Origin of the sequence: Sphingomonas sanguinis (assembly GCF_001476905.1) — a bacterium.
GTDB classification, from domain to species: domain Bacteria; phylum Pseudomonadota; class Alphaproteobacteria; order Sphingomonadales; family Sphingomonadaceae; genus Sphingomonas; species Sphingomonas sanguinis_B.
The window spans coordinates 1-12330 of sequence record NZ_LDTE01000015.1 but is presented as its reverse complement, the minus strand read 5'-3'; the positions used below and the strand labels follow the sequence as shown (position 1 = coordinate 12330).

The following is a 12330-nucleotide window of genomic DNA, read 5'->3' as shown; positions in this document are numbered from 1 at the left end:
GCCGGTACGAATTCGGGAACGCGCTTTCGTAAATTCAGTAACTTGGCGAGCATGAAGGGTATGGCTTCCGGTACAGGCGGTTGTCCTTAGTCCTCCCCGGTCCCCCATGCAATGAAAGGGCGTGCTCAGCCTTGGTCGCGCCACAGCCCGCGCGTGTCGAGCACCGCCTTGCCGCGCCGTTCGTCGAGGGGGACGGATCGGAAGATATCGTGATCGACCAGAACGACCATCGCGTCACAAGTTTCCAGCGCGGTGTCGATGTCGATCAACCGCGCGCCGGTGCCGTCGAAGGCGCGGGGCAGGCTCGTCGCATAAGGCTCGACGATATGGATTCGCTCGCCGAAGCGGGCGGCCAGCGCGGCGGCGACCTTCAGCGCGGGGCTTTCCCGGAAATCGTCGATATTGGCCTTGAAGGCGAGGCCGAGGCAGGCGACGGGCGCGCCGTCGGGCTGCGCCTCGATCAGAGCGGCGGCGCTGGCGATGACATGATCGGTCTTGCCGTCATTCACCTCGCGCGCGGTACGGATCAGCGGTGTGTTGGTGGGATCGGCGGCGACCAGGAACCAGGGATCGACGGCGATGCAATGGCCTCCGACGCCCGGGCCGGGTGACAGGATGTTGACGCGCGGATGGCGGTTGGCCAGCCGGATTACCTCCCACACATCGACGCCCAGCGTGTCGGCTACCAAGCTGAGCTCGTTGGCAAAGGCGATGTTGACGTCGCGAAAGGCGTTTTCGGTCAGCTTCGTCATCTCCGCCGCACGGGCGGTCGTGGTGACGCAGGCTCCGCGCACGAAGCGCCGGTAAAAGGCCAGCGCCTTGCGGGCACAGCGCGGCGTGATGCCGCCGATGACGCGGTCATTGTCGATGAGTTCGACCAGGATGCGGCCGGGCAGCACGCGTTCGGGGCAATAGGCGATGGCGATATCGGCCTGCTCGCCCGGCCGGGTAGCGCCGGGCATTTTCAGGTCCGGCCGTTCGGTCCCGATCAGGTCGCGCACCCGCTCGGTCGTGCCGACGGGGGAGGTGGATTCGAGGATCACCGTATCGCCCGGCTTCAGCACCTGCGCGATGCTGCGTGCCGCGTCGAGGACATAGGTGATGTCGGGCTGGCGATCCTGGGTGAAGGGGGTGGGCACCGCGATGACGAACACCTCGGCGGGCGTGACGGTCAGCGAGGCCTTCAGGCTGCCGCGCGCGACCACGCCCGAAACCAGGCCGTCGAGATCGACCTCCTCGATATGGACGCGGCCCGAATTGATCGTCTCCACGACCGAGGGCGTGACGTCGACGCCGGTCACCATCGCCCCCGTCCGCGCGATCACGGCGGCGGTGGGCAGGCCGATATAGCCCAGCCCCATGACCGTGACGGAAAGCTCAGAGTCCAAGGGCATCGGTCATGATCCTGCTGATCTGCCGCGCGGTGTCGCCACGGCCGTAGGGGTTGTGGGCTTGCGCCATGGCGGCATGACGAACGGGGTCGTCGAGCAGCGCCAGTACCTCGCCGACGATGCGGTCCTCATCGGTGCCGACCAGCCGTGCGGTGCCCGCCGCGACGCCTTCCGGCCGTTCGGTGGTCTCTCGCATCACCAGCACCGGCTTGCCCAGCGCGGGTGCTTCTTCCTGCACACCGCCGGAGTCGGTCAGGACGATATGCGCGGCGTCGAGCGCGCGCACGAAATGGGGGTAATCGAGGGGCGCGATGCGGGCGATGGCGGGATGGTCGCCCAGCACCTCGTCCATGACGGCCACGACATTGGGATTGGGGTGGACGGGGAAGACGATGCCGACATCCGGCCGCTCGGCGATCCGGCGTAGCGCCCGGGCAATCGCGGTCATGCCGTCGCCGAAATTTTCGCGGCGATGGGTGGTCACCAGTACGATCCGCTTGCCCGCCATCTGCGCCAATATGGGATCGAGATCACCGGCCAGCGCGGGTTCGGCGGCGATCCGCGCCCTGGTCCAGTGGAGCGCGTCGATCACGCTGTTGCCGGTGACATGCACCTTCGCCGGGTCGATCCCCTCGGCCCGCAGGGCGGCGGCGGCGGTTTCCGTGGGAGCGAAGTGCAGTGCGGCGATCGGCGCGATCATGCGCCGATTCACCTCTTCGGGCCAGGGCTGGTAGATATCACCCGAGCGTAGCCCGGCCTCGACATGCGCGACCGGAATCTTGCGGTAATAGGCGGCCAGCGCGCCCGCCATGGCGGTGGCGGTGTCGCCCTGTACGACGACCATCGACGGGGCCTCGGCATCCATCACCTCGCCCAGCCCGGTCAGCAGGCGCGCGGTCAGCCGATCGAGCGACTGGCCAGGCTCCATCAGGTCGAGGTCATGGTCGGGCGTCAGCCCGGCGATATCCAGCACCTGGTCGAGCATGCCGCGATGCTGCGCCGTTACGCACACCCGCACCGGCGCCGCCCCGATCTGGGTTAAGGCGTTGACGACCGGGAACAGTTTAATCGCCTCGGGCCGGGTGCCGAAGACGATGAGGATCGGGGCGTGCGTCATCGGGCGATTCGTAACCTGTCGCATTTAAGGACACCCTAATCGCATATTCGTCGGGTAACGCTATGTTGCGGTGCATGATGCGGTTAAAGCTCCGTTCATCCCAGGGAGGTTTCATGACGATCAAGAAGGTTCGCAAGGCTGTTTTCCCGGTGGCGGGGCTGGGAACGCGCTTTCTTCCGGCGACCAAGTCGATGCCGAAGGAAATGCTGACCGTCGTCGACAAGCCACTGATCCAGTACGCCGTCGAAGAAGCGCTGGAAGCCGGGATCGAGCAGATCATCTTCGTCACCGGCCGCGGCAAGGGCGCGCTGGAGGATCATTTCGACATCTCCTACGAGCTGGAAGCCACGATGAAGGCGCGCGGCAAGTCGCTCGCCGTGGTCGAGGGCATCCGCCAGAAGCCCGGTTCGCCCGTCTATGTCCGCCAGCAGGAGCCGCTGGGCCTGGGCCATGCGGTGTGGTGCGCCCGCGAGATCGTCGGCGATGAGCCCTTCGCGGTGCTGCTGCCCGACGAGCTTATGGTCGGCGGTTTCATGAAGCAGATGGTCGAGGCCTATGACCAGGTCGGCGGCAACGTCATCGGTGCGCTGGAAGTGCCCGACAGCGAGACCGACAAATACGGCATCATCTCGCCGGGCAAGCAGGACGGCCGCCTGACCGAGGTCACCGCCCTGGTCGAGAAGCCCAAGGGTAAGGCGCCATCGAACCTGATGATCCCCGGCCGCTACATCCTCCAGCCTGAGGTGATGCAGATCCTCGATGCGCAGGAGCCGGGTGCGGGTGGCGAAATCCAGCTGACCGATGCGATGGCCAAGCTGATCGGGCGTCAGCCCTTCCACGGCTTCACCTTCGACGGCCAGCGTTACGATTGCGGCGACAAGGCGGGCTGGCTGACCGCGAACTTGGCGCTGGGTCTGGCGCGCGAGGACATCGGTCCGGCGGTGCGCGCGTTCGCGAAGAATCTGCTCGGCTGATTGGATTCTTCCGAATGGATGAAGGGGCGGGGCCGAAAGGCCACCGCCCCTTTTTCTATTCCTCCCCTGCGAGGGGAGGAATTTACCGCCCTCTCTCATCCGCCCGCCGCCCCAGCCAGGCGAAGGTCAGCAGGATGACCGTCGGCCACAGCATCGTGTTCCACATGTCGAACCAGCTGGCGGGCAGATTGCCTTCATCGGTGGGATAGAAGGGCTGGAGCAGGTCATAGGCCTCGTTAATCGTCTCGATCACCAGCACGGTCAGCCAGCAGCGCCAGTCCCAAGGTTTGCGTCGCAAGACCAGCGCGGCGAGGACCAGGATCGCCATACCCGCATGGGCGTGCAGCGTACTGTCGGGCAGGCCGGTGACCTGGCCGATCCAGCTCTTGTCGCCGGTCCAGTTCCACCAGCCGGACGGCGGGGCGGGGGGCGTGCTCATGCCGCCACCGCCGTCGCACAGCGGCAACCGGGGTCCTTGGGCAGCGCCAGCGTACGGAACCGCATGGACAGCATGTCGGCGATCAGGATGCTGCCGGCACTGTCGCGCCCGAACGGCGCTACGGCGCGCAACGTCTCCAGCGCGGCCAGACTGCCCATCACGCCGGTCACCGGCCCCAGCACCCCGTCATCGGCGCAGGTCAACCCGGCCTGGTCCGCCGCATCGCCCACGAAGCAGCGGTAACAGGGCTTGTCCGCCTCCCACCCGCGATAGACCGCCAACTGCCCCTCGAACTGTCCCACCGCCGCCGAGACAAGTGGGATTCGCAAGCCCAGCGAGGCATCGGCGACCGCCAGCCGGGTGGCGAAATTGTCGCAACCGTCCAGCACCACGTCCGCGCCTTCGATCAGCGCGGCGATATTGCCCGCGTCCACGCGCGTCCGGTGCACGGTCACCGCGACATGCGGGTTGAGCCGTGCGACATGGGCGGCGGCGGCCTCGACCTTCGCGATGCCGCGATCCTCGGTGGTGAAGATCGTCTGGCGTTGCAGGTTGGACGGCTCGACCACATCGTCGTCGATCAGGGTCAGCGCACCGATCCCGGCGGCGGCGAGATACTGGATGGCGGGCGAGCCGATACCGCCTGCGCCGATCACCGCGACCCGTGCCTGTTTCAGCCGGATCTGGCCGCCACCGCCGAATTCGCGGAGTACGATATGGCGGGCATAGCGGGCGAGTTCGTCGTCGGTCAGGATCATCCCGGCGCAGTGCCTGGCCATGTGTAGGTGATGACGGTGCGATACCAGCGATCGCCCTCCATCATGGTGCGATGCGCGAGATGACGGAGCATCCGCTGCGCCACGCCCGCGCTATATTGTTCGACCGTGGGGCATCCGATCGCGAGCGGGACGATGGTTTCGGCCCCAGCGTCGGCGCTGATCCGCACCGCCATCGGCACGACCAGCACCATCTGTTCGTCCGTCGCGCGCGCGCGAGTGCAGCGGCCCGCCGCGACCTCGTCGCGGACGAAGCGCACCATGTCGGGTCCGGCGGGCGGCAGGGTGATCGACGCCAGGGTCGACCAGTCGTGTGGCGGTTCGTCCGGGCTTACCGGTGGCCTCACCGGCGGGGGCGCGACCTGGAGCGCGGCGGCGATCAGCAGCGGGGCGATCATCGCCCGGTCGATCCGAAGCCGCCGTCCCCCCGCTGCGTCGCGTCGAGTTCCTCGACCAACGTAAAGGTCGCGCGTTGGACGGGGGCGGGGACCAGTTGGGCAATGCGCTCGCCGCGCACGACCTCGAACGGTTGGTCGCCCAGATTGGCAAGAATCACCTTCACCTCGCCGCGATAATCCTCGTCGATCGTGCCGGGCGTGTTGAGGCAGGTGATGCCGTTCTTCAGCGCCAGGCCGGAGCGCGGACGCACCTGCACCTCGTATCCCGGCGGGATAGCGATGGCGAAGCCGGTCGCGACGGCGGCGCGTTTGCCGGGCTCCAGCGTCAGCGTCTCGGCCGCGACCACGTCCATGCCCGCCGCGCCGGGGGTCGCATAAGCGGGCAGGGGCAGCCCCTCGGAATGGGGCAAGCGTTTGAGAGCAATGGAAATCGGTGCAAGCGTCATGACGTCGCTTGTAGCGCATCCGCGATACGTTGCGCGAGCCCCCTGGCAACATCGTCCTTGCCCATCCGCTCCCAGCTCTCGACTCCATCGGCGGTGATCAGGTGGACGCGGTTCGCCTCGCCGCCGAAGACATCGCCCGACACGTCGTTGGCGACGATCCAGTCGGCCCGCTTGCGGGCGCGTTTGGCGACGGCGTGGTCGATGACGTTCTCGGTCTCGGCCGCGAAGCCGACCACCAGCCGGGGGCGATCGGGTGAAGCGGCAACGGTGGCGAGGATGTCGGGATTCTCGACCAGGGTCAGTGCCGGGGCCGCGCCGCCGTCCTTCTTCACTTTCTGTCCGGCGGCTTCGACTCGCCAGTCGGCGACGGCGGCGACCATGACGGCGGCGTCGGCGGGGAGTGCGGCGGCGACCGCCCGTGCCATGTCGCGCGCGGTCTCGACATCCACCCGGTCGACGCCCGGCGGAGTGGGCAGCGTCACCGGCCCGGCGACCAGCGTCACCCGCGCGCCTAGCGCCGCCAGCGAGCCTGCGACCGCAAAACCCTGTCGCCCCGAGGAGCGGTTGGCGATGTAGCGGACCGGATCGATGGGCTCGTGAGTCGGACCCGCCGTCACCAATATATGCCGCCCCGCCAGCGGACGATGGGCGGGCGTCAGCTTCGCCTCGATCGCGGCGAGGATCGCGGGTGGCTCGGGCAGGCGGCCAGGGCCGAACTCGCCGCACGCCATCGCGCCTTCGTCGGGTGCCATTACCTCGACCCCATCGGCACGCAGCTGCGCCACGTTCCGCTGGGTGGCGGGGTGAAGCCACATGCGCACGTTCATCGCGGGGGCCACCAGCACCGGCGTGTCGGTGGCGAGCAGCAAAGTCGTCGCCAGATCGTCGGCATGGCCATTTGCCATCCGCGTCATCAGGTCGGCGGTACCCGGCGCGACGACGACCAGATCGGCCTCGCGGCTGAGCTGGATATGCCCCATCTCCGCCTCATCCTTCAGGTCCCAGAGCGTGGTGAAGACCTGGTTCTCCGACAGCGCCGCCAAGGTCATCGGCGTGACGAAATGGCTGCCTCCCTCGGTCAGGACACAGCGGACGCTATGGCCATTCTTGCGGAGCAGGCGGATCAACTCGCAGCTCTTGTACGCGGCGATGCCGCCGCCGACGATCAACAGGATATGGCTCATCGCACGACTCGCGTCACGGTGATGCGTCGCCGGTCGCGCGCGGCCAGGATTAGCTCCCGCACCGCATCGGGCGCGAAGACGACGCCAAGGAAGAAGAGCGGCGACAGGCCCAGCACCAGCACCGGCGATCCCGTCACCAGCGTCAGCAGCGCATAGACCGCCATGGTCACGCCCGCCCGCCGCGCGGCGGGGGCGCGCCAATGCACCCAGCCGAGCGCGGCCAGCACGGCCAGCGGCACCACCACGCTCATTGGCAGGAAGCCGATCGCCTGTGCGTCCGCCACGGCGGCGATCAGCGTGCCCGGCGCGATCACATGGACGGGGCTGCCCATCGCCGGGTCGACCGCACTGACCAGCGTGTTCAGCGCATGGGCATGCGCCGCCAGCACCAGCAGCGCCACCGCCAGCGCGGTCATCCATCCGATCGCCTCCCGCCGCGCGCCTGCCTGCGCCGCGAGCACGAGCATGACGATCGCATAGGGCAGCGCCATCGGCGTCAGGATCATCGCGACCAGCCCCAGCGCCACCGCGCTCAGCCCCGCTTCGGGGCGCCGCTGGACCAGCGACAGGGCGATCAGTACCGCCGCCCAGCTTTCGGGCGCGGTCACCATCGGGCGATCGGGCAGCGGATAGAAACCGGCGATCAGCAGGATCGCCAGCAGTCCGATCGCGGTCCGAGTCTCCAGAACCGGCACCATGCGCCGCAGCCATCCCGCCATCATCGCCATGCCCAGCAGCAGCAACCCGCCATGCCAGACCAGGGTCGGCAGCGCGGCCAGCGTCACGAACAGCGCGGGCAGCGGCACCGCGAACAGCGCAGGCCTCAGCGCTCGGTCATTTTCGCGCAGCGCATCGAGTGCGGCGGGATAGAAGGACTGGCCGTGCCGCACATGGTCGAGGATCGTGGTCGTGACCGGCGGCAGTCGCTCACCGACCGGCTCAAACGCCCCTTGTGTCGCATAGCCGATAGCGATCAGCAGGATCAGCAGTGCCAGAACCCCACGCGCGACCATCGGCGACAGGCCCGTCATCCGTCCCGGCTGGCCAAGCCAGAGCGGCCGCTGGCTGCGGCGAAGGGGGGCAGGGGGCGTGCTGCCCGGCATGGCGACCCCCGGCACCCTACCGAAGCACGGCCAGCGTCGCGGCGACACCCGCCGCCGCCGAGGCCATCGACAGCAAGGCATAGCGCCAGCCGCCGCCGATCCGGACCACCTCGATCTGCTTGAGCGGCGGCGCGGGCGGCTCGCCACCCGGCGCGGGGTAGCGCGCCTCGATCCGGCGGACCAGTTCGGGCAGGCGGGCGAGCGTCTGCACGTCCTCGATCAGGCGGTCGGCGATCTTCGCCTCCGGCCCCAATTCGGTGCGAATCCATTCGCGCACGAACGGCGCGGCCGAGTCCCACAGGTTGATGTCTGGATCGAGGCTTGTCGCCACGCCCTCGACCATCACCATGGTCTTTTGCAGCAGCAAGAGGTGCGGCTGCGTCACCATGTCGAAATCGCGGGTGATCGAGAACAGGCCGTCCAGCATCATGCCGATCGACATGTCCTTGACCGGAAGTCCCCGCATCGGCTCGCCCACCGCCCGCAGCGCGGTTGCGAACTCGGCGACATTGTGGTGCGCGGGGACATAACCCGCTTCGAAATGGATCTCGGCGACGCGCTTATAATTGCCGGTGATCAGGCCATAGAGGATCTCGGCCAGCCATACCCGCGCGCGCCGGTCGATCCGGCCCATGATGCCGAAGTCGATCGCGGCGATCTTGTTGCCGGGCAGGGCGAACAAATTGCCCTGGTGCATGTCGGCGTGGAAGAAACCTTCCGCGATCGCCTGGCGCAGGAAGGCGCGCACCAAGGTCTGCGCCAGATGCGGCAGGTCGTAACCCGCCTCCACCAAAGCCTGCCGGTTCGACAGCTTGATCCCGTCGATCCATTCGATCGTCAGCACCTTGGCCGTCGAGCGGGCCCAGTCGATCTGCGGCACCATGAAGTCGGGCTCGGCGGTCATCGCCTCGGCGAGTTCTGAGGCCGACGCCGCCTCGCGCCGGAAGTTCAGTTCGCGCAGCGTCCAGCGTCGAAAATTCTCGACCGTCAGGCGCGGGCGCAGGCGTGCGGCCTCGCCGCTCATCCCCTCGACCTGCGCGGCGGCCCATTGATAGGTGTCGATGGCGCGGGCGAAGTCTTCCTCGACGCCGGGGCGCAGCACCTTGACCGCGACGGTGCGGCCATCGGTCGTCACCGCGCGGTGCACCTGCGCGATCGAGGCGGCACCGACCGGCTCCTCCTCGATCGAAGCGAAGAAGTGCGAGGGCGGGCGGCCCATGCTCGCCTCCATCGCGGCGGCGATCGTCGCGAAGGGGACGGGGGGCAGCTGGTCCTGAAGGCGGAGCAGATCATGTGCGGCCTCGTCGCCGACCAGGTCGGGACGGGTGGCCAGCGTCTGGCCCAGCTTGATTGCGGCCGGGCCGATCGCCTGGAACGCATCGGCATAGGCCGGCTTGGCGGGCACACGCGCGCCGAACCGCGCGACACGCGCCAGCCGCCGCACGGGCGCGGGCGTATTGGGATCGCGCTCGATCCCGCGCAACGCGCCATGCCGCGCCAGCGTCCGCCCCCATTTGAGCAGACGCCAGAGATGCACCACCGGCTGCGTCACAGGGCGAGTCCGCCCAGGCGTCCTCGCATCAAATCTTCCAGCCCGAATGGATCGCGACCAGTCCACCCATGATCGGCTCGACCTTGGTCTCGATAAAACCGGCTTCGCGGATCATATTCTCGAAAGTCGGCATGTCAGGGAAGCGGCGGATCGACTCGATCAGATAGCGATAGCTGTCCGCATCGCCCGCCAGCATTTGGCCCAGCTTGGGCACCAGCTTGTGTGAATAGGCGTCGTACACGTCCGAAAAGCCGGGCCACACGGTGGTCGAGAATTCCAGGCAGAAGAACCGCCCGCCGCGCCGCAGGACCCGGTGCGCCTCGCGGAGTGCAGCCGGGATGTCGGTAACGTTCCGAATGCCGAACGCGATCGTATAGGCGTCGAAGAATTTGTCGGGGAAGGTAAGGGACTCGGCATTCGCCTCGGTCCAGACCAGCTCGTCGAACCCGCGCTCGGCCGCGCGCTTCATGCCGACCTCCAGCATCGCCGGATTGATGTCGGCGACCGTGATGCTGGCCCCCGACTCGGCCAGGCGGAAGGCGATGTCGCCGGTGCCACCCGCCATGTCGAGGATCTGGTCGCTGGCGCGCGGCTTCACCCGGCGCACGAAGCGGTCCTTCCAAAGGCGATGCATGCCGCCCGACATGGCATCGTTCATCAGGTCATATTTGGCGGCGACGTTGGTAAACACGCTGCCGACACGGGCGACCTTTTCGTCGCGGGGCACATCTTCATAGCCGAAGGAGACGGTATCGCTCATGGAGATGCCCTAGCCCGGCCTTGCTGGCGGGGCAAACGCTACCTAGCTGTTTGGCGACGAAAGCCATTCAGAGAGAAAATGCCCGAACTTCCCGAGGTCGAAACGACGGTCCGCGGCCTCACCCCGGTGCTGGCGGACGCGCAGCTGACATTGGTCGAGCCGCGCCGCCCGGACCTGCGCCATCCCTTTCCGGCCGACCTGCGCCAGCGGATGACCGGGGCGACGGTGACGTCGCTGGGTCGCCGCGCGAAATACGGCCTGATCGACACCGATCGCGGCGACACCATGGTGTTCCACCTCGGCATGTCGGGGCGCTGGCGGATCGATCCGGGCGAGCCGCAGACGCACGACCATCTAATCTTGGAGACGGCGGCGGGGCGGCGACTGGCGCTGAACGATCCCCGGCGATTCGGTTTCGTCGATCTGTGGCCGACCGCCGATCTGGCCAGCTATCCGCCGTTCCTGACCATGGGGCCCGAGCCGCTGGGGCCGGATTTCACCGCCGAGTATCTGGCCAACGCGCTGGAGGGGCGGGCGGCGCCGATCAAGGCGATGCTGCTCGACCAGCGGATCGTGGCTGGGCTGGGCAATATCTATGTCTGCGAAGCGCTGCACATGGCGAAGATCACGCCGGGGCGCGCGGGCGGCCAGATATCGAAGGCGCGACTCGTTCGGCTGGTCGAGTCGATCCGCGCGGTGCTGGAGGCCGCGATCCTGGCGGGGGGATCGTCGCTGCGCGATTATGTGCGTCCCGACGGCGAACTGGGCTACTTTTCCAAGGAGTGGCGGGTCTATGGCCGCGAGGGCGATCCGTGCGAATGCGGCACGATCGTGCGGCGGCGGACCGACTCCGGACGGTCGACTTTCTGGTGCGCGAACTGCCAGCGCAGTTGACGACGGGCGCACCAACCGGTAAGGGGCGCGGCTTCAAAGCTGGTGCGTCGCGCCGCTATCCCTTTTGATCGAGATTTAGAGGTTTTCATGGCGAACACGCCGCAGGCCAAAAAGCGTATCCGTCGCAACGAGCGTCGCGCCGTCATCAACGGCAACCGCGTCAGCCGCATCCGTACCTTCGTGAAGAAGGTCGAGGCCGCGCTGGCCGCCGGTGACAAGGAAACCGCGACGGTCGCTCTGGCCGCGGCGCAGCCGGAAATGGCACGCGGTGTCGCCAAGGGCGTGCTGCACAAGAACACGGTCGCGCGCAAGTTCTCGCGCCTGACCAAGCGCATCGCCGCGCTGGCCTAAAAGCCTCTCGGTTTCCGCGACGAAAGCAACCCGCCGGGGGCGGTCCCCCGGCGGGTTTTTTCGTGCGCCTGCGGTTTGCGTTAACGCTATTTTGGACTCGATCCGAGGGAACAAAGTCGCGTTTCGCGCAAGCCCAGCATTTCCCGCGATTCGAGTGATTCGGGATTGAGGCTCGAGCCTGGGCCTGTGGTTAATACCTATATATATCAGGTACTTGTGAGATAATTGGACGGGATTCTGCGGCCTTTGGCCTGTCAATCCGATTTATTTCAGATTTATGGCCGCGGACGGACTTGATCGGACCCCGCCATGGCTCATAATCGGTATCCCAGCAGCGGTGCTTCGTGCCCGCGTCATGGACATAGCGAAGTGGCATCACCGGGCCGAATCCGTATCTGATTCGCCCATGGGGATTGTGTCGCCGAGTGGAATTGGGGGTTCGATCGCGTTTCCTGCGATCGGCGAAACTGGAGTGCGTGTGTGACGAATTGGCAGGCAACGCGACCGACGACCGACCAGGCCCGTGCCTGGGCGCGCGTTCGCGCGAACCTGCGCGAATCGGCCGGCGCGCGCCTGTTCGACCAGTGGTTGAAGCCGATGGAGCTGATCGAGGGTGACGAGCCCGATACGGTCCGCCTGGCGCTCCCTTCGGCCTTTGCGACCAATTGGGTGCGCAGCCATTATGCGGACCGCCTGCACCTCGAATTCAAGGCCGTGCTGCCCGAGATTCGCTCGGTCGTCATCGAGACCCGCGCGCCCAGCAAGGTCGCCCGCCTGACCAGCGTCGAGACGATGGAGGCGGCACCCGCTCCCCGCGCGGCGCAGGCTGCGGCCCCGGTCGAGTCGCAACCGGTCGAGGACGAGGAGCAGCCCTCCTTGTTCGGCGATCCTTCGCCCAAGCCGTTGCGCGTCGTACCGGCGGCTGCCGCGCCGACGCCGACGCCG

General features: G+C 67.4%; 14 protein-coding genes. 4 read left to right on the top strand and 10 right to left on the bottom strand.

What is annotated here, in order from left to right; all coding sequences use genetic code 11:
* Window positions 1-125: 125 nt before the first annotated feature.
* A complete protein-coding gene (gene wecC, locus SB4_RS03605; protein WP_058751451.1) occupies window positions 126-1394 on the bottom strand; it encodes a UDP-N-acetyl-D-mannosamine dehydrogenase in 1269 nt (422 codons plus the stop codon).
* The gene (wecB, locus tag SB4_RS03600; protein ID WP_058751450.1) at window positions 1378-2508 is read right to left on the bottom strand and encodes a non-hydrolyzing UDP-N-acetylglucosamine 2-epimerase; all 1131 of its coding nucleotides are present in this window, start codon (window positions 2506-2508) and stop codon (window positions 1378-1380) included. Before wecB ends, wecC begins: the two co-directional genes overlap by 17 nt.
* Window positions 2509-2621: 113 nt before the next feature.
* Between wecB and galU the strand changes: the two genes are divergently transcribed.
* Window positions 2622-3482 (top strand): UTP--glucose-1-phosphate uridylyltransferase GalU, encoded by an 861-nt coding sequence (gene galU, locus SB4_RS03595; RefSeq protein ID WP_058716743.1) that lies wholly within the window; start codon window positions 2622-2624, stop codon window positions 3480-3482.
* An 82-nt stretch (window positions 3483-3564) separates the two neighbouring features.
* Here the strand turns inward: galU and SB4_RS03590 are convergent, their stop codons facing one another.
* Genes SB4_RS03590 through SB4_RS03555 form a run of 8 tightly spaced genes read right to left on the bottom strand, consistent with a single transcriptional unit; the run spans window position 3565 to window position 10140 of the window.
* Complete coding sequence (locus SB4_RS03590; RefSeq protein ID WP_153006054.1) at window positions 3565-3921, bottom strand: hypothetical protein; 357 nt, start codon at window positions 3919-3921, stop codon at window positions 3565-3567.
* Window positions 3918-4679 (bottom strand): HesA/MoeB/ThiF family protein, encoded by a 762-nt coding sequence (locus SB4_RS03585; protein WP_058751448.1) that lies wholly within the window; start codon window positions 4677-4679, stop codon window positions 3918-3920. The genes SB4_RS03590 and SB4_RS03585 overlap by 4 nt, the downstream gene beginning before the upstream one ends.
* Complete coding sequence (locus SB4_RS03580) at window positions 4676-5095, bottom strand: hypothetical protein (protein WP_058732874.1); 420 nt, start codon at window positions 5093-5095, stop codon at window positions 4676-4678. Before SB4_RS03580 ends, SB4_RS03585 begins: the two co-directional genes overlap by 4 nt.
* Window positions 5092-5541, bottom strand: a complete 450-nt coding sequence (gene dut, locus SB4_RS03575; RefSeq protein WP_058751447.1) for a dUTP diphosphatase — start codon at window positions 5539-5541, stop codon at window positions 5092-5094. Before dut ends, SB4_RS03580 begins: the two co-directional genes overlap by 4 nt.
* Entirely contained in the window at window positions 5538-6725 is a 1188-nt protein-coding gene (coaBC, locus tag SB4_RS03570) for a bifunctional phosphopantothenoylcysteine decarboxylase/phosphopantothenate--cysteine ligase CoaBC (RefSeq protein WP_058751446.1), read from the bottom strand. The genes dut and coaBC overlap by 4 nt, the downstream gene beginning before the upstream one ends.
* Window positions 6722-7828, bottom strand: coding sequence for a hypothetical protein (locus SB4_RS03565; protein WP_153006053.1), 1107 nt, complete (start codon window positions 7826-7828; stop codon window positions 6722-6724). Before SB4_RS03565 ends, coaBC begins: the two co-directional genes overlap by 4 nt.
* 16 nt (window positions 7829-7844) lie before the next feature.
* Window positions 7845-9380, bottom strand: coding sequence for a 2-polyprenylphenol 6-hydroxylase (gene ubiB, locus SB4_RS03560; RefSeq protein ID WP_058751444.1), 1536 nt, complete (start codon window positions 9378-9380; stop codon window positions 7845-7847).
* A gap of 28 nt (window positions 9381-9408) precedes the next feature.
* Entirely contained in the window at window positions 9409-10140 is a 732-nt protein-coding gene (locus tag SB4_RS03555; RefSeq protein WP_058751443.1) for a class I SAM-dependent methyltransferase, read from the bottom strand.
* 78 nt (window positions 10141-10218) lie between these two features.
* Between SB4_RS03555 and mutM the strand changes: the two genes are divergently transcribed.
* The 3 genes from mutM to SB4_RS20270 all read left to right on the top strand — a co-directional run.
* A complete protein-coding gene (mutM, locus tag SB4_RS03550) occupies window positions 10219-11034 on the top strand; it encodes a bifunctional DNA-formamidopyrimidine glycosylase/DNA-(apurinic or apyrimidinic site) lyase (RefSeq protein ID WP_058751442.1) in 816 nt (271 codons plus the stop codon).
* A gap of 87 nt (window positions 11035-11121) precedes the next feature.
* Window positions 11122-11385, top strand: a complete 264-nt coding sequence (gene rpsT, locus SB4_RS03545) for a 30S ribosomal protein S20 (RefSeq protein WP_007404699.1) — start codon at window positions 11122-11124, stop codon at window positions 11383-11385.
* Between the two features lie 480 nt (window positions 11386-11865).
* Window positions 11866-12330: DnaA N-terminal domain-containing protein (locus SB4_RS20270; protein ID WP_275044976.1), on the top strand; the 465-nt coding region annotated here is incomplete at its 3' end.